Consider the following 17,357-nt stretch of genomic DNA (forward strand, 5'->3'; position numbering starts at 1 on the left):
GCTGGATCGCCCTCATCGCCGTCTTGAACACGGTTGTGCCCCAGCTCGAAGAGGTGGGCAAGATGCGGTCGGTGTCGATGACGCCGGACGAGGCGCCGTCGATGATCGCGATGAAGCGCGTCGGCGAGGTGTTCCAGGAGTTCAAGTCCAACAGCTCGGTCATGGTCGTGCTCGAGGGCGACAAGCCGCTGGGCGATGACGCACACAAGTACTACGACGAGATCATCGACAAGCTCGAGGCCGACGACAAGCACATCGAGCACATCCAGGATTTCTGGGGCGACCCACTGACCGCCTCGGGCGCCCAAAGCTCCGATGGCTTGTCGGCCTACGTACAGGTCTACACCGCCGGTAACCAGGGTGAGGCCCTGGCCAACGAATCGGTCGAGGCCACCGAGAAGATCGTCCAGAGCGTCAAGGCCCCGGACGGGGTCAAGGCCTACGTCACCGGGCCGGCCGCCATGGCGGCCGATCAGGAGATCGCCGGTAACCGCAGCCTTGAGATGATCACCGCCCTGACGTTCGTAGTCATCATCGTCATGCTGCTGTCGGTCTACCGCTCCATCGTCACGGTGCTCCTCACCCTGTTCATGGTGGTGTTGTCCCTGTCGGCAGCCCGCGGCCTGGTGGCCTTCCTGGGCTACTACAACGTCATCGGGCTCTCGACATTCGCCACCAACCTGTTGGTGATGCTGGCAATCGCGGCCTCCACCGACTATGCGATCTTCCTGATCGGCCGATATCAAGAGGCCAGAAGTGTCGGTGAAGACCGAGAGTCGGCCTACTACACGATGTTTCACGGCACCGCCCACGTCATCCTGGGCTCGGGCCTGACGATCGCCGGCGCCACGTTCTGCCTGCACTTCACGCGGCTGCCCTACTTCCAGTCACTGGGCATCCCGCTGGCCATCGGCATGGTCATGGTGGTGCTGGTCGCGCTCACCCTGGGCTCGGCGATCATCACGGTGGCCACCAAGTTCGGCAAGACTCTGGAACCCAAGCGCGCCATGCGCACCCGTGGGTGGCGCAAGATCGGTGCCGCGGTGGTGCGCTGGCCCGGACCCATCCTGGTCGCCACCATCGCCGTCTCGCTGGTCGGCCTGCTGACCCTGCCCGGGTACAGGACCAACTACAACGACCGCGAGTACCTGCCGCCGGACCTGCCGGCCAACACCGGCTACGCCGCCGCCGACCGGCATTTCTCCCCGGCCCGGATGAACCCCGAATTGCTGTTGATCGAGAGCGATCACGACCTGCGCAACTCGGCGGACTTCCTGGTGATCGAGCGGATCGCCAAACGCGTCATCGGTGTGCCGGGTGTCTCCCGGGTGCAGGCCATCACCCGCCCGCAGGGAACGCCGATCGAGCACACCTCGATCCCGTTCCAGATCAGCATGCAGGGCACGACCCAGACCCTGAATCAGAAGTACATGCAGGACCGTATGGCTGACATGCTCAAGCAGGCCGACGAAATGCAGATCACCATCGACACGATGGACCAGATGATCGCGCTCATGGAGCAGATGCGCGAGGTGATGAACAGCATGGTCGGCAAGATGCACGGCATGCTCGACGACATCAAGGAACTCCGCGACCACATCTCGGATTTCGACGATTTCTTCCGGCCGATCCGCAACTACCTGTACTGGGAACCGCACTGCTACGACATCCCGATGTGCTGGTCGATCCGGTCAGTGTTCGACACGCTCGACGGAATCGACACCATGACAGCCGATTTCGAGCAGATCGTGCCGGACATGGACAAGATGAACGCGCTGCTCCCGGTGATGATCGCGAACATGCAGCCGATGATCGCGACCATGAAGACGATGAAGACGATGATGCTGACCATGCAGGCCACCCAGGGCGGGCTGCAGGATCAGATGGCGGCGATGCAGGACAACTCCACCGCCATGGGTCAGGCCTTCGACGAGGCCAAGAACGACGATTCGTTCTATCTGCCGCCGGAAACCTTCGACAATCCCGACTTCAAGCGCGGCATGAAAATGTTCCTGTCCCCCGACGGGCACGCCGTGCGGTTCATCATCAGCCACGAGGGCGACCCGATGAGCCCCGAAGGGGTCGCGCACGTCGATCCGATCAAGCTGGCCGCCAAGGAGGCGATCAAGGGCACCCCGCTGGAGGGGTCCAAGATCTACCTCGGCGGTACCGCGGCGATGTTCAAGGACATGCAGGAAGGCGCCAACTACGACCTGCTGATCGCCGGAATCGCCTCGCTGTGCCTGATCTTCATCATCATGTTGATTCTCACGCGCAGCGTGGTGGCCGCCGCGGTCATCGTCGGAACGGTGGTGCTGTCCCTGGGCGCATCCTTCGGTCTGTCCGTGCTCATCTGGCAGCACCTGATCGGCCTGGAACTGCACTGGATGGTGCTGGCCATGTCGGTGATCATCTTGTTGGCCGTCGGCGCCGACTACAACCTGCTACTGGTCTCCCGATTCAAAGAAGAGATCCACGCGGGCCTCAACACCGGCATCATCCGCGCGATGGGCGGCACCGGATCGGTGGTCACCTCGGCCGGCCTGGTGTTCGCGTTCACCATGATGTCGATGGCGGTCAGCGAACTGGCCGTGATCGGTCAGGTGGGCACCACGATCGGCCTGGGCCTGCTGTTCGACACCCTGGTCATCCGCTCCTTCATGACCCCCTCCATCGCCGCACTGATGGGCAAGTGGTTCTGGTGGCCGCAGATCGTGCGTCAGCGGCCCAAGCCGGAGCCGTGGCCCAAGCCGATCCAGCGCGAGCCGCAGGACTCGCTGGCTTAAACGGTATGGGGCGACTCGAGGCCGAAGGCCTCGGGCTGCCCCCGTACCGTCTATCTCAGCATCGCCGCGGTGATGGCGGTAGGAACATCGAGCACGTCGAATTCGGTGACGGATACCCCGTCGAAGTGCGAATCGGCGAGCAGCCGCGCGAACAGGTCGGTGCAGCGGCTGGCGTCAGCCGCGTCCTTGGTATCGAAGATGTACACACCGCCGTAGCTGTTGGTGGCCGGATCGGCCAACCAGATCTTGGCGTGCAATCCAGGCCACCCGCTGAACGCGGCGGCGATCTGGCCGGTGTGGCGGACGTACTCCTCGTGCGGGAGACCGCTGAGGCCGAAGGTGACGATCCGGACGTACATGGCGACTCCTCACGTTTGGCGGTCAGGCCATAACGGCGGGCTCGGAGGCGAAATCCGCCAATAGTGCTGCGATCTGGTCGTGGGCCGCGGCGGGGGCCGGGTCGACTTCCCGCGCGGCCAGAATGGAGTCGAGGCTGTGGTCGATGCCGCTCCGCACCGGCGGAAGGTGCGACGACAGCAGTACCGAGGGATCGAGTCGTCGCACTGCTGTGACCTGTGCGCGCAATTCCGCCCGGTCGGCTTGCGCGACCCATGGACTGTCGGCGTTGGCCCAGGCCACCTGTGCTGAGCGCAGCAGCTCCGGGTCGATGTGGTCGGTGTCGGCTCCCGTCACCAACTCGGGCGGCAACGGCGCACCGAAGCAATCCGAGCTCACGTAGGCACCGGTGGACAGGTCGATGAAACCGAGCGTTCCGGGGCTGTCGTACAGCGGTGGTCGAATCGCCCGCAACCTCCGGTCACCGACCATGACCTCGTCTCCCGGATTGACGATGCGGAACCGGTTGAACGGCAGTACGCCGTCGGGGGCGGCGCGGCCGAATGTCATGAAGGTGCCCAAAACAGTTGCATTGGGGGCTAATTCGAGGATTCGGCGCAGTGCACCGGTATGGTCACGGTCTTCGTGGGTCAACCAGATCCAACGTAGGCGGCGCAGATCCAGGCGGTCGGCCAGGGCATCGATGAACTCGTCGGCGAGCAACGCCACACCGGTGTCCACCACGACGGGTTCGGCACTGCGCAGCACGAACGCGTTCATCGGGAGGTCTCCCAAACCTGGCACCGGCCAGTAGGTGGGCAGGACATCGATATCGGGTGTGGCGGGAAACGGATTACCCAGGCGGGGTTGATTCACCGGTTGCTGATCGGTGGTATGGGTCGTTGACATGTAGCCAGAATGGCCCCAATTGGACTTGGCAGACATATCCAATTGGGCAACAATGGCATCATGTCGACAGCGATCAGTCCGCAACGGCTGGCCCGTTTGGTAGGTGATTTCGACCGCGCACCCGCCTACCGCGGGTTGCGCGAGACACTGCAAGAACTGATCGGCGACGGCCGCATCCCGATCGGGACCAGACTGCCCAGCGAGCGCACGGTAACCGCCGCGCTGGGAGTGTCGCGAACCACCGTCACCCGGGCCTACGCCGATCTGGTGGAAGCCGGATTCGCCGTGGCCAGACAGGGTTCGGGCACCTTCGCCGCCGTGCCCGTCGAGCGGCGCAAGGTGCAGGACCGAGCACGGCACCCGCTCGGTATGTCCGCGTCGTCCGGCGATGTGGTCGATCTGAGTATCGCCGCCGGCAGCGCGGCGCCCGGGACCATGGCCGCCTACGAACGTGCGCTCGCCGCACTGCCGTCCTACCTGTCCGGTGACGGCTATCTGCCATCGGGCCTCCCGGATCTGCAGGGTCGCATCGCCGAGTCCTTCACGCGCCGCGGGCTGCCGACCGACTCCGCCCAGATCGTGGTCACCTCGGGCGCACTTGCCGGCATCGGTATCGTCGCCCGGGCCCTGACCCGCCCCGGCGACCGGGTGATGGTGGAATCGCCGGTCTACTCCAATGCCGTTGATGCACTGCGACTCGGTGGGGCTCGCCTGGTGAGCTCGCCACTGGCCGATCCATCGGGCCATACGGGCTGGGACCTCGACGGAGTGGCAGCAGCCTTGCGCCAGACGGCTCCGCGGCTGGCCTACCTCATCCCAGATTTCCAGAATCCGACGGGCTTTCTCATGAACGAGGCGGAGCGGGTCCGCTATGCGGAATCGTTGCGGCAGACGCGAACCACGGCGGTCGTCGACGAAACGATGCAGCCGCTGAACTTCACCGACGAAGCACCGCCCGCACCGTTCGCATCGTTCGAACCGTCGACGATCACCATCGGCAGCGCCTCCAAGGCGTTCTGGGGCGGTCTCCGAATCGGCTGGATCCGGGCCCCAAAGCCGTTGGTCGATCGGATCATCGCCGCCCGCATGCGTGCGGACCTTGGCACCTCACTGCTCGACCAATTGGTGGTGACCGAACTCCTGACCGACGAGGGAATCATCGAGCGGCGGTGCGACGAGTTGCGGCAACGGCGCGACCACCTCGCAGCGGCGCTGCGCCGCGATCTACCCGAGTGGCGGTTCCGGCTGCCGGGCGGCGGAGTATGCCTGTGGGTCCGGCTGCCCTCCGGGAGCGCCACCCGCCTGGCGATCGAACTCGAACGACACGGAGTCCGAGTCGCGCCCGGCCCGGTCTTCACCGTCGAAGGCGGGTCGGATGCCTGGCTGCGGATCCCGTTCTGCAAGCCACACCGTGAGTTGGTCGCCGCTGTGCGCCTGATGGCCGAGTTGTGGCCGCACGCAAACGGTGCACCCGGTCGAATCGACATTGCCCGTGCACTGATCACCTGACCCAGCGCCTCACCGTACGAGCGCGACAGCGAAGCCGTCCCAGCCTTTGGTGCCGACCGTCTGAATGGCGGCGGTATCCAACCGCGGATGGCTGCCCATCATCTCCAGCATGTCGCGCACTCCCCGCGCCTGGGCATCATCGGCCGCCGGAGCGAGGACCCGACCGAACCGGGTGACGTTGTCCACCACGATGATCGCGCCCGGCCGGCCGAGCCTGATCGCCCACTCGACGTAACGGACGTTGTTCTCCTTGTCGGCATCGATGAATGCCAGATCGAACACGTCACCGCGTTCAGCCAGCCGCGGCAACGTATCGAGCGCGGTGCCCACGATCACCTCGACCCGGTCGGCGACACCGGCCCGCACCAGGTTGGCCTGCGCCACCTCGGCATGACGCGACTCGTATTCGAGCGTGACGACGCGTCCCTGCGGTCCGACGCCGCGGGCCAGGTTGATGGTGCTGTAACCGGCCAGCGTGCCGATCTCGAGCACACGACGCGCCCCGGAGATCGTGGCCAGCAACGACAGCAGCTTGCCGTGTTGGGCTGAGACCTCGATGGCGGGCATGTCGGCGTCCTGCGCGGATCGACGCGCCGCGATCAGCGCCTGGTCCTCGGTACGCAGCACCTCGTTGAACATGGCATCGACGTCGCGGGGTTCGGTCATGTGCGCCAGGGTAGCCTCACGACTTCAGACCGAGCACTCGTTCCTCGACAAGATCGGCACCGTACGAGACCCCACCCGTCTCGGCGAATCCGGCAGCGACCCGGCAGGCCCCCTCGGTCATCCGCATCGCCTCACGCACCTTGTCACGCAACCGGTTCGGCGTCAGTCTCCGCGCCGGAAGCCGAGTTCCACAGCGCGCCACCGCCACCCTGCGGGCTACCTCAAGCTGATCACGCCCGTAAGGAACGACGCAGACCGGGATGCCACGGGCGAGAGCTTTCTGGGTTGCCCCCATCCCGCCGTGGGTCACCACACACACCGCGCGGTCCAGCACGACGTCGTGCGGAAGAAATTGGCACACAGACGCGTTCGCAGCGGATTTGGTGCCTGGCGGCAGACCGGCGGGCATCGTTGCCACCATGTGTACCGGCTCGTCGGCCAGGGCCTGCATGGCGACTGCCACCAGCTCGGCGTCGGCCTGTTTCTCCGAGGACGTCGTCACCAAGACCACCGGCCGGTCGATCTCGTCCAGCCAGTCCGGCGTACCGCCGGCGCCTGGGTCGAGTACGCACGGTCCGATCATCTGGACGGCATCGCCCCATTCGGTGGCGGGGTACTGGAACGGCTTGCCGCTTGCGAGCAGGATCAGCGGGGCTCGTCGGAGGAACCTGTCCATCGAATCGGTCTGTGGCAACTGAAGTTCCGTGCGTACCCGGTTGATCGGTGGCAGCATGATCTTCTCGAGCGGACCGACAACCGCGGCCCGCACCGCCGCGTCACGTATCCGGCCCGACAGCCCGGCCCAGGGCCGCAGACCCAACCCGAACGGGGGTACGCCGTCGGCCCGCAACGGCGGCGTATACGGCGCGAAAGACGCCCACGGGATGTCACCGCCTTCCGCCGCCGATTGGGCGCCCCAACAATTCACGTCGACGAGCAGCGCGTCCGGGCGAACGTCGCGTATCGCGGCGGCCAGATCTGCGATCTCGTACTCGGCGCGCCGACCCAAGGCGGAGACGCCGAGCTTCAGCGCATCTCGCGGATTACCGGCCTTCCAATCCTCGATCTCGATCGCTTCGATCCGCGGGTCTATCGGTTGAGCGACGAAGCCGAGCCGTTGCGCGATCTGCACTCCGGCCGACAATGTCCGCACGTTCACGAGGTGGCCTCGGCTCGACAGTTCGGCGAGCAACGCACTCATCGGCAGTAGATGACCGAGCGCCGGCGAGGTGTAAGCCAGAATCGTCGCCATCGTTTACGCCATTCTCCGGGCATCTGCGAGTCTGCCTCGCGCATCAAGCCTTTCGCACAGTTTCAGATACTGTGCGGACAACTCCGCGTGGCCCGTCGCATCCCCTTCGGCCTGTGCCAGCAAGGCGCGCGAGCGCAACCACCACATGTCCAACGCCGGAATCCCGGGCCGCAACTGCTGCCATCGACCCACCAATCGCCGCGCTTCGGCCAGCTCATCCTTGTCGGCCCCGGAGCCGGGGCCGACAAGGATCTCGACGAGCGCCTCCCCGAGGTATCCGAGGAAGACCCTGGACCCCCGTTCGGCGTATCGCGCGAAGCCGGCCCGCAGATCGGTGAGTGCCTTCGCCCGGTCGCCCTTGCGCACCGCGTCGATTGCCAGGTCCGCGATGATGGTCGGCTTGATGAACGTCATCGAGCTGTGCTGGTCGACATAGGAGAGCGCCCGCCGAAGCCCCACGATCGCGTCGGCGTCGGAACCTCGCCGGGCACGCAACGCCGCAGTACCGTAGGCCCATTCGCTACATACGACACCGCTGCTTTCGCCCAGCATATTGGCGGCCCGTACGGCATCACGGAGGTCGTCGATGAACTCCTCCGGGTCACACAAGCCCAGCGCCACAACAGCTCCCGCGTACAACACCGTGTGGGTGTACGTCATCGGCGCGTCCGCACGAGCCAGCTCGATGCCTTCGCGCAGATGTCGGCGGCCCGCTTCCGCGTTACCCAGGCACAGCTCGAGCACGCCCCGCAGGGCCTGGGCGGGAGCAAGTTCGACCGCTGGCGTGTGGTCGACTGCCAGCAGGTCGAGAGCCCTCAAGGCCGAATCGAATTCACAACTGGCAAGCATTGTGAACGCCACCGCATTCACGACGATTCCGGTGGCCTCACCGTCCCAGTTCGCGGTCTCGGTCATCCGATACAGCTCGGACGCCAGCACCGCGGCCTCCTCGATGTTCTCGTCGTTGACCGTCACCGCCCAAAGCTGTCCTGCCATTCCGATGGCGAGCGACCGCGAATCCTCGGTCCGCATGGCGAGATCCCGAAACTCCCGGTAGCGCTGAGCCGTATCGACGTTGTTGCCGACGTACAGCGAGGTCGAAACCAGCAGGGTGCGTGGCGCCACCCTCATGTCGGCCGCGCCTGCCTCACCGTCGGAGAGCCGGTCGGCGATGCGTTGGGCATGTTCCCACTGCTCGCGTGCGGCCGGGATGTCCCGCAGTCGAATCCATTGCCCCGCACGCATGTGCCAGCGGTAGGCCGCCACCAGATCACCGGCGGCCTCGAGGTGTGCGGCGATCAACGCGGCGTTCTCATCGGCGGCCTGTGGGTTGTGGCGCTCGATGGCAATCGCGAGACAACCGTGGGCAGCTGCCCGGTCCCGGCTGAGCTGGGATTCGTAGGCCACGGTACGGACCAATGGGTGGTGGAAGCAATACCGTTGCTGTGGAACGAATTCCGTCTGATCTATCAGGTCGGCGGAGACCAGCTCAGACAGTCTGTCCGCCTCGAGATCCGGCTGCAGGGCGCGCAGCGTATCCGTGTCGAACTGGGCGCCAATCACCGCAGCGGCATTCAGCACTCGCTTGGCCTGCACCGACAATCGATCGATACGTGCCGCGAGGACGGCCTGGATGGTAGGCGGCACCCAGATACGGCCGAGGTCGCCTGCCGGCCGGTAACGACCGCGGCTGCCCGCCAACACGCCGCGACCGGCGAGATCTCGGATGATCTCCTCGATGAAGTACGGGTTTCCCGCTGCCACAGCGGCGATCCGGGCCGCTAGCCCGGCCAGTGACGGGTCGTCGTCCCCCAGCAGATGCTCGATCAGGCGAGCAGACGTCGAATCCGGCAACGGCTGCAACGTGATGGTCTCGCCGGGAACTCGGGAGAGCGCCCCGTGGTATTCGGGCCGATAGGTGGCGACGACGGTCGCCGCGCCGACATCGCTGATCTCCGCCGCGAAATCGGCCAGCACGTCGTCGCTGGGCACGTCGATCCAGTGCACGTCCTCGAGCACGAAGACGATCGGGACGTCGCATACCCGGACGGCGGTGGACATGAGCTTCACCAGCCTGCGCCGCCGGTCCTCGTTGGCCACGCGGGTACCGGGCCCGGCGTCATCACCGATTCCCATGGCCTCGAACAGCATTCGCGCGTTCGGCGACTGCGCCGGCAGGCGGCCGGCGAACTGCGCGATGGTCCGCTTCCGCGCAGCGGCCGGACTCAACCCGTCCACCTGGAACATCGAACGCAGCAACAGTGAGAGCATGCGGAAGGCCACCACCGAGGCGTGCGCCTCGCCACGTGTCACCACCACCCGGGCTCCCTGACGTTGCGCGCCCGAAACGAACACGCTGACCAGCCGGCTCTTGCCCAAGCCGGGCTCACCGATCACATCGACGATCCGGCCACGTCCTGAGTCGAAGACCTCCTGTAACCGATTCAGCTCCGCTTCACGACCCAGCAGGACACCATCGTTGCGGCCGAGTACCGCATTGCCGGTTTCGTTGCCGGTTTCCACGGCGAACAGCTGGCACGCGGGCACCGGCTGGTCGAAGCCTTTGACGGTCAGCTGTTCGAGAGTGCCGAGCCGCGCGGTGTCCTCCACCAATCGCGCGGTGGACAGCGAGCACATCACCCCTCCGGCCGGGGCCGCCGACTCCATGCGCTGCGCGAGACCGACAGGGTGGCCGACGGCGGTATATCCGCCCGAGCCGATGTCGCCGGCAACGACCTCGCCGGAGTTCAGGCCGACACGCAGCCGCAGCGCAACGCCATCGCGGCGCAACACCTCGGCTGCCAGGGCTTTGGCGCCCGACTGGATCTCCAGCGCCGCGATGCATGCCCGCAGCGCGTGATCCTCCAGTGCGGCGGGCGCCCCGAACAGGGCCATCAACCCGTCGCCGGTGAACTTGTCCACGGTTCCGCCGTAGCGCTGCACCACCGCCGCAGCGCGATTGAACAACTCGTTCATGATTTCGCGGAGCCGCTCGGTGTCAACGGCCGCAGCGAGTTTCATCGAGCCGACGACATCGGCGAACAGGACGGTGACCTGCTTGTGTTCGCTGGGTGTCGCCTGCGAGGCGACAGCGGCTCCGCACATGTCGCAGAAACGCGACCGTGTCCGCAGGTGACTGCCACACGACCGGCATCGCCCGGCCGTCTCACCGACGGGGCCGGCCATTCGCCAATCCTTCTAGACCGTCAATATGGCAATGATCGCGTACTCGCGCTCACACCACACCCTCTTTCGCGTACACCATCCGCAAGACCAGGCCGACCTCCGGCCCCATGATCGCCGTGCACAGGTCGATGTGGGTGACGACGAAGTCCGGTCCGTGGGCCGGGTCCGCATGGGTCAGGTGGTGGGCGAGTTCGTGGAGACCGGTTTCTGTGGACATACGAGGTGTTATGTTCGAGCAGTTTACCTCCGATGAACGGAGCGTTATGGGTGGCAGATGGCTGACGGTGCTCTCCGGCGGCGGGTCGTCCGGCCCACCAAAGTTTCTCCCAGAACTGGCATGGTTCGACTCGCTCGAAGATCTGGAAGCCAAAGCAGGAATCAAACCCGGCACCCCAGTCATCATCGACACTGCGCGACTACACGCCGACCCCGAGGAATACCGGACAGAACGCGTATTCACCGAGTTCCTACGGACCTCCCGTTGGCCACGGCTTAAGCAAGGTACGCGCACCACCTACGCGACCGTGTACCCCCCAATCATCCGATGGCTCGCAAGCCGTTCCATCCCAAAGGCCCTGCACGAGATGGACGCAAACGACCTCGGCGAGTGGAAGGAGTGGCGCACCGATCCCGTCCGGAATGAGAAGTCCATCAGCGGGGCGACATGGAACAAGGAAGTCGCGGCGCTCTCCCTGTTCTTTCAGTGGGCGGTAAGGAAGCAATACACGGTCGAGAACCCGATCGAAGAGTTCGGACCGAGTCTCAAATTCAAGGATTCGAACACGGCCAGAGTCAAGGCAGGCGGATGGAGGAGTAAAAACGCTCGCATCCGCCGCGTCGATTGGATCGAGCCCGAGACTTTTCGCCTCTGGTCCAGAGTGGCGTTCAGGGGGTACGCGGTATCCACCAGCCATGACAACAAGCTCATCGGCGCGGGGGAAGACCCATCATTTCGAGGCCGCAACACGCAACGCAACGCAACATTCGTTGAGACGCTGTATTTCTGCGGCACACGCGAAGGCGAAACGAGCCTCCTTCTGACCTTGGAGTTACCACAGAAGAGCACCAGCGCATTCGCCGAGATGCGCTTACCCAATTCCATCACGAAGACGGGACGATCCCGCACGATTGTCATGCCTTGGCTGGTCCACGGGCTACTAACGCGATACATCCAGCAGGACCGACGTAGAGCCGTAGCGTTAGGCAGACGGCACGGAAGCTACAGCGACGTGAGGTGGCACAGGATCACGGACCATCGGGTCAAACGAGGGAAACTCGAGATCCAGATCGACGGCCGCAACAACTGGGTGAGTCATGACGAACTGCTCGGATCTGTTCGACGGTGGCTGCTAGCGCAAACAGAGGACGGGTGGGAACCGGCCATGCTGTGGCTCACCGAGAGCGGACTGCCTGCCGATCAGCGCAACATGATCAAGGTAATTCAACGCGCAACGACGAAATGGGAACGTGCCTGTAAGGCAGCGGGTTTCATGGGCATCGTCCCCTACCCCACGGCGAAGACCCTGCGGTACTCGTTCGCCTTGAATTGGCTCATCGCATGGCACAAGGTCATTGATGAGGAACTGGGATCACCGCCTGCCTCGTACAGCCCAAGCAGGTACGAAGACGCCTACACCGCTGTTCAATGGCAACTTGGCCATCGCGACCTACAAACGACGATGGACGCGTACCTACTCGCAGTGAAGGAACTGCGCGGCATCAACATCTTCCGCGAAGCGACGTTCAAGTCCGTCTACGAGGCACTCCATTCCCGCCATGAAAGCGTCCTACCAAGCTTGGACCATCGGGCAGGTCTTGATGACTAAGGGGCGCTTCGCGTCGTTACCTGACCGACAACGCAAGAACCGAGTGAGCGCAGACGGACTGAGCGTCACGATCTGGGACGAGAACGGCACCAAACACATGCCTCTGGACTTCGGAGCCGAAGCTGGCTCCGAAAGGCTTCGCAAGCAATGGGTTTCCTGCATAGCCAGCGCCAACGGGCCAGCCGGCTCATGGCGTGCCATCGAAAGTGCACGCGCCAGCTCCTCGCGCAGTCGTGTGTTCCTCAGGTGGGCATCCGAACACGGAATTGACGACCTCGACTCACTGACTGCCGATGATTGGTTCGACTTCGTCGCATGGATCCGTGACACCTACCAGGACAAGGCGTCCAAAACCAGGAACGCTCGACTAACTGCGGTGCGTACCTTACTCGTGCAGCATGACGGACTGTCCTACGAAGTTGGGCAGGCACTCTCCCAGCGGTATATGGAAACCAAGGAGGCGGCCCTCCTCGATCACTACACCGTGAGCGAGCTTCAGCAAATTCGATCCAACGCAACTCGGTCCCTACGCGTTGCATGGCGCCGGATCAAGCCCAATTGGGCTCTGGCACAACGGCGAAGGGACTCTGTTCCGCCAGAACAACACCCACGTTGGGATGCACTCCAGGCCCTTCTTCGCGCACCTCACAAGCGTTTACATAGGGGCGATGGTCGCGCGCTCGGCCTCCTCGATCGGTACTCAAACGTTCGGATGGAAGAAGCACGGTCTTTGCTCTTCCTCACGACGAACGAAGGGCTAGCAGCTTATGGCGCAATCGTTGCCGCGACGGGAGAGAACTCATCGACAACCGCACGCCGACGGACACCCAGCGCCGCCGCGTCAGCTGGCTCAGAGAGCCTCACGATCTTCACATCCGAGCGGGACAAGCGCCGCCGAAGCGGCGGCAAGTCGTTGATGGCGGAGAATGTCGTCGCCACGTCTCCCCTGGGCGTGCTCCTGCAACTGGTGATGGACTGCACTGCGGCGGCGCGGCATTCTGCTCATATCAATCCGGAAGCGCTACTGGACAATTACGCGCGTGCACACCAGTCTGCGAAGGAGCCATCCAGCGAAAGCCTCATCCTGTTCATGAGGAAAAACGGCGTCCTTGTCAACAGTGTCACTCACGTTCCCAAGTCTGTCGACTGGATGCCGACCGGGCTGCACCTAGACCTGAGACGACTTCACCGGACTTACCTAACGCGGGTGGCGCAGCGCCCTGTAGACAATCGATATCTCACCTGGATTGATGCCTATATCCTCAAGGACCCCAAGAAAATTCAGGAGCTTGAGGATATTCACCGTGCCGCGCAGCAGAAAGCCCTCGATGCGGTGCGCGACCTCGCGGTGCGCCTCTTAACCGAAGAAGAAGCTGCGGCAGAGGGGCTCGACACCACACCGACCGCCAAGGGCACACGCTGTCAGGACATCCTTCACAACCCTGAGACCGGCACCTACTGCTCTAAATCGTGGCTCTCCTGCTTGGGCTGCAAGAACGCGTACATAGTCACGAGCAATCTTCCCCCGCTCATCACGTTGTTTGATCTGCTGGACACTAAGCGACGAGACGATGACGACCGAGAGCGCTGGCGCAGGCAGTACCTCATTCCATGGCAGCAACTCAGGGCGATTCTGACCGACGTAGACCCAGAGACCATCGCTGCGGAGCGCGCGAGAATCAGTCCTGAGTTGAGGTCACAAGTCTGGACAACGGTCATTAGTAACGGCGGCGAGTCATGACGCAACCTTTCGCTGTTCGCTCACCTGCATCCTGGAACGACGGCGCTCCGGTTATCACAAATGCCAAGCGCATCCTCCGCGAGGACGCACCAATCCCAACCTTCAACGAGAACGTGTGGAACCTGGCGGCAATGACGCCGCCGCGGCAGCGCCAGGCTCCCATCTGCCACTTCGAGTCGATCCCTCGCCAGTTCAGGCACCCCCTCAAGAAGGCCGTGTGGCTCCTCATTAACGAGGGGAAGCCCGAGCGCGCAGTTCAACGGGGCGGCACAAATACCAAAAGATGGGTCACCGCCGGCGCCATCATGCACTTCATGTACCACATCCGAGCACTTCTGACCTACGTCACAAAAGAGACGCCCGAGGTCCAATCGCTTGGCGGGATTGTCAGCGAGACCATGGACGCGTACGTCGGCAGCTTTGAAGGAAAGCGTGATCCACGCACCGCAACGATGTACTACGGGAGCATTCGACTTCTGCACGACCTCACAGCGAATCTCCCCGCAAGCGAGAGACTTACGGCACCGTCATGGGTTGACGACAAAGTATTCATCAACCGCAGCGGCCCGTCCGACAACGCAACGCCACCTATGCCGGACAACGTCCTCACACCGATGCTTCTGTGGAGTGTGGCGTTCGCCGAGCAGTTCGCCGACGACATCCTGTCGGCACGCGACGCAATAAGTGCCTACGTGCCTGCCACGGTGCAAGACACCCCTATGGATGCACAGCAGGCCAAAGAGATCGCAGTTGCGTGGAGGAAGCACCATGGGGACTCTCTCCCTTGCACCGACAGCAGTGGTACAGGAATCGCGGTGGGCTACATGAGCTTCATGCTGAATTGGCCTATCCGCTTTCAACGCAGCGGGCTACGCAGACTGCTAAAACGTTGCCCTGAGATCGCGGTCAGTGAGTCCCGTTCATGCCCTGTTCCGACCCCAGTCAACGGAAGAATTCACGGCAAGTGCTGGCAGCCCACAGGCCTGGACTACTACCGCCTGACCGCCCATCAGAGCGATCTACAAAGCGCCTGCATGTTTCTGGTTGGTCTGAACTCATCAATGAGATCGGATGAGTTGCTCAGCCTCGAGTTGGAAACACGCCAAGATGACGGGATAAGCAAGCCCGTAACTGAACGCATCGAAGCCCCCGACGGTCAGGTGCGACATCTGTTGCACGGGAGGACATTCAAGGGCCAGCACGGGGTAGACGGAACTCAACGAGCAGACGGCATCGTACGCACATGGGCAATCACAGAGCTCGGCGCAACTGCCGTCAGCGTCCTTGAGCGGCTCAACGGCCGGCACGGACGTCTCTTCGTACCGGCCCGGACATCCACCACAGACGGTGCGGCTCGATCACCCACAACAGAATGGGCAGCCGAAAACCTACGGAAGTTCGCAACGCGAATGCGCTGCCTTGCAACAGAACTAGCACTTCCCGAAGAGTACTTCTTCCCTGATGACGCCGAAGACTTCATGACTCTGACGGTGCTTCGCCGCACCTCCGAAGTCCTCACCCAGCAAGAGATCGGCGGCGTTCTTGCCGGCGCTCATCAAGCAGGACACCGCATCCGCGGCCCCTACGACACCCGAGTCACCGAAGGCTATGGCGGACTCGCCACCCAATCAAAGCTGGGACGCCGAACCTCCAAGCGCACGGGACAGGCGCTTGCACATTTGGTTGTCGAGTCGCGCCAAGGAGTCATCGGTGGCCCCGCGGCACAACGCGCTCTCGAGGTGGCGGACCTGGCAGCAGCGGAATTGGAACTGGTCGATCCCGCCAACCTGATGACCCCAGTGCTCAGCAAGGAATGGACGCGGATCACAAAGTCGGTCGGACAATCCGTTTACGAGGTACCGCTGGCTGGGGGCACGTATGCCTACTGCATCTTCCATCTACCGTGGTCGGCCTGCACCAAGGAGGGGGAGGAACCCGATGTTGCGGGCTGCAAGATCGCCTGCCCAAACAAGGCACTGACCATGGATTCGGTCCGAGGGCTACAGCAGCGCCAGCGGGAACTGGAAGCTTCGAAGCAAGGCGCCAGTACCGAAGAAGTAATTCGGGCTGACCATCTCATCAACGCCTACGAGGAACAGATCACCGATTCGGGGATTCCCCCGGCACGCAATAGGAAGGCTGGTCGCCGGAGATGACGCTCCATCGCGAGATGATCCCCTTGGTCGCGGCCGAAAACGATGCCGAGCGGAAGAAAATCGTCGCCGCTATGCGCCGACTCCTCATCACAGGGAAACCCCGCGTTGTAGCGCCCGACGACCGTCTCGTGATTGACACCCTTCGTAGGGAGGCGGGCGTGACCCGGTCGGCCCTCACACACAGGCATATCGACCTCAAAGACCTGTTCCTCGATTGCGTCGCGGAACGGCAGCAGGAGACCCGAGACCTTCGACCCCCGAACGAGGTAGCCCTCGAAGAGCAGGTCGACGAACTGAAAGCACGGAACCGCGACCTTCAGACGCGTGCCACTCATTGGGAGGGTGCAGCCCGCGATCTCGCACGAACGGTTGCCGCCCTACAGATGCTCTACACCACAGCCAGCGCGCGACTCGACGCCATCATCTCCGATACAGCCATGGAAAACTCCGTACCGGAGCGAGGCCCCAACGTCTCTCCCCTGGGCGTCAGGCGCCGAAAGTGAGCGCATCAGCGGTATACGGGGCCGAAAACCAATGGTCCGCAGTGCTCGACAGGGGCGGCCTAGTGAACTTCCACGGTTCTCAGATATACATTCCCCTGCAGAAGCGATTCGCCGACATACCGTCGGTGCAAAGGTACGTAGACGCGGTGCTGGCCTTCGATGCCATCCATGAGGCGTACCCCAACGCTGGCCCGGTCCGCGTCAGAGAACGCCGCGGGCAAAACAAGGCTCACTACGAGCCTTCGACCGCGACGGTAGCAATTCCGATGCAGAACAGAGCTTTTAGTCGCGAGAGCACCGTATTGCACGAGTTGGCTCACCATCTGTCAGTGAGCGAAGGGCTTCCAGCTACGCCGAGCGGAACCCGATGGCATGGAATGGAATTCCGAGAAGCGATGCTCTTCCTAGTCAGCAATGTATTGGGGGAACCCGCGGCACTGCTTCTTCGAGCTGGGTACCACTCTTCGGGAATTGGCGGCCGGTAGAC

The 17,357-nt window shown here is 63.5% G+C and carries 13 protein-coding genes; 7 read left to right on the forward strand and 6 right to left on the reverse strand.

Features of this window, described 5'->3' with window-relative positions:
- A partial coding sequence (locus BKG60_RS01685; protein WP_075909059.1) for an MMPL/RND family transporter occupies positions 1 to 2,786 on the forward strand: 2,786 nt, incomplete at its 5' end.
- A gap of 50 nt (positions 2,787 to 2,836) precedes the next feature.
- Here the strand turns inward: BKG60_RS01685 and BKG60_RS01690 are convergent.
- Entirely contained in the window at positions 2,837 to 3,145 is a 309-nt protein-coding gene (locus BKG60_RS01690; protein ID WP_075909060.1) for a YdhR family protein, read from the reverse strand.
- Positions 3,146 to 3,167: 22 nt separating this feature from the next.
- Positions 3,168 to 4,031, reverse strand: a complete 864-nt coding sequence (locus tag BKG60_RS01695; protein ID WP_165688692.1) for an MBL fold metallo-hydrolase — start codon at positions 4,029 to 4,031, stop codon at positions 3,168 to 3,170.
- A gap of 60 nt (positions 4,032 to 4,091) precedes the next feature.
- Here BKG60_RS01695 and yczR point away from each other — a divergent pair, with 60 nt between their 5' ends.
- Complete coding sequence (yczR, locus tag BKG60_RS01700) at positions 4,092 to 5,540, forward strand: MocR-like transcription factor YczR (RefSeq protein WP_075909133.1); 1,449 nt, start codon at positions 4,092 to 4,094, stop codon at positions 5,538 to 5,540.
- A 9-nt stretch (positions 5,541 to 5,549) separates the two neighbouring features.
- On the opposite strand, the gene BKG60_RS01705 is transcribed toward yczR, so the two are convergent.
- From BKG60_RS01705 to BKG60_RS31295, 4 genes are read right to left on the reverse strand one after another with little or no spacing between them, the layout of a single operon-like run.
- Positions 5,550 to 6,206: an O-methyltransferase gene (locus BKG60_RS01705; protein ID WP_075909061.1), complete on the reverse strand. Its 657-nt coding sequence runs from the start codon at positions 6,204 to 6,206 to the stop codon at positions 5,550 to 5,552.
- Positions 6,207 to 6,222: 16 nt separating this feature from the next.
- The gene (locus BKG60_RS01710) at positions 6,223 to 7,458 is read right to left on the reverse strand and encodes a glycosyltransferase (protein ID WP_070186725.1); all 1,236 of its coding nucleotides are present in this window, start codon (positions 7,456 to 7,458) and stop codon (positions 6,223 to 6,225) included.
- A gap of 3 nt (positions 7,459 to 7,461) precedes the next feature.
- Positions 7,462 to 10,644: an ATP-binding protein gene (locus tag BKG60_RS01715; RefSeq protein WP_075909062.1), complete on the reverse strand. Its 3,183-nt coding sequence runs from the start codon at positions 10,642 to 10,644 to the stop codon at positions 7,462 to 7,464.
- 49 nt (positions 10,645 to 10,693) lie between these two features.
- Positions 10,694 to 10,861: a hypothetical protein gene (locus BKG60_RS31295; protein ID WP_374243084.1), complete on the reverse strand. Its 168-nt coding sequence runs from the start codon at positions 10,859 to 10,861 to the stop codon at positions 10,694 to 10,696.
- A 10-nt stretch (positions 10,862 to 10,871) separates the two neighbouring features.
- Between BKG60_RS31295 and BKG60_RS01720 the strand changes: the two genes are divergently transcribed.
- Genes BKG60_RS01720 through BKG60_RS01740 form a run of 5 tightly spaced genes read left to right on the forward strand, consistent with a single transcriptional unit; the run spans position 10,872 to position 17,355 of the window.
- Complete coding sequence (locus BKG60_RS01720; protein ID WP_075909063.1) at positions 10,872 to 12,470, forward strand: hypothetical protein; 1,599 nt, start codon at positions 10,872 to 10,874, stop codon at positions 12,468 to 12,470.
- The gene (locus BKG60_RS01725) at positions 12,421 to 14,211 is read left to right on the forward strand and encodes a site-specific integrase (protein ID WP_120764797.1); all 1,791 of its coding nucleotides are present in this window, start codon (positions 12,421 to 12,423) and stop codon (positions 14,209 to 14,211) included. Before BKG60_RS01720 ends, BKG60_RS01725 begins: the two co-directional genes overlap by 50 nt.
- Entirely contained in the window at positions 14,208 to 16,367 is a 2,160-nt protein-coding gene (locus tag BKG60_RS01730) for a hypothetical protein (RefSeq protein ID WP_131827493.1), read from the forward strand. Before BKG60_RS01725 ends, BKG60_RS01730 begins: the two co-directional genes overlap by 4 nt.
- Positions 16,364 to 16,870: a hypothetical protein gene (locus BKG60_RS01735; protein WP_075909066.1), complete on the forward strand. Its 507-nt coding sequence runs from the start codon at positions 16,364 to 16,366 to the stop codon at positions 16,868 to 16,870. Before BKG60_RS01730 ends, BKG60_RS01735 begins: the two co-directional genes overlap by 4 nt.
- Positions 16,867 to 17,355 (forward strand): TIGR04338 family metallohydrolase, encoded by a 489-nt coding sequence (locus tag BKG60_RS01740; protein WP_075909067.1) that lies wholly within the window; start codon positions 16,867 to 16,869, stop codon positions 17,353 to 17,355. Before BKG60_RS01735 ends, BKG60_RS01740 begins: the two co-directional genes overlap by 4 nt.
- Positions 17,356 to 17,357: the final 2 nt, after the last annotated feature.

The organism is Mycobacterium syngnathidarum (assembly GCF_001942625.1).
Taxonomy (GTDB): domain Bacteria; phylum Actinomycetota; class Actinomycetes; order Mycobacteriales; family Mycobacteriaceae; genus Mycobacterium; species Mycobacterium syngnathidarum.

Coding starts and splice junctions, on each gene's coding strand:
- BKG60_RS01690 (WP_075909060.1), bottom strand. CDS start 3,145: ATGTACGTCCGGATCGTCACCTTCGGCCTCAGCGGTCTCCCGCACGAG.
- BKG60_RS01695 (WP_165688692.1), bottom strand. CDS start 4,031: ATGTCAACGACCCATACCACCGATCAGCAACCGGTGAATCAACCCCGC.
- yczR (WP_075909133.1), top strand. CDS start 4,092: ATGTCGACAGCGATCAGTCCGCAACGGCTGGCCCGTTTGGTAGGTGAT.
- BKG60_RS01705 (WP_075909061.1), bottom strand. CDS start 6,206: ATGACCGAACCCCGCGACGTCGATGCCATGTTCAACGAGGTGCTGCGT.
- BKG60_RS01710 (WP_070186725.1), bottom strand. CDS start 7,458: ATGGCGACGATTCTGGCTTACACCTCGCCGGCGCTCGGTCATCTACTG.
- BKG60_RS01715 (WP_075909062.1), bottom strand. CDS start 10,644: ATGGCCGGCCCCGTCGGTGAGACGGCCGGGCGATGCCGGTCGTGTGGC.
- BKG60_RS31295 (WP_374243084.1), bottom strand. CDS start 10,861: ATGTCCACAGAAACCGGTCTCCACGAACTCGCCCACCACCTGACCCAT.
- BKG60_RS01720 (WP_075909063.1), top strand. CDS start 10,872: ATGTTCGAGCAGTTTACCTCCGATGAACGGAGCGTTATGGGTGGCAGA.
- BKG60_RS01725 (WP_120764797.1), top strand. CDS start 12,421: ATGAAAGCGTCCTACCAAGCTTGGACCATCGGGCAGGTCTTGATGACT.
- BKG60_RS01730 (WP_131827493.1), top strand. CDS start 14,208: ATGACGCAACCTTTCGCTGTTCGCTCACCTGCATCCTGGAACGACGGC.
- BKG60_RS01735 (WP_075909066.1), top strand. CDS start 16,364: ATGACGCTCCATCGCGAGATGATCCCCTTGGTCGCGGCCGAAAACGAT.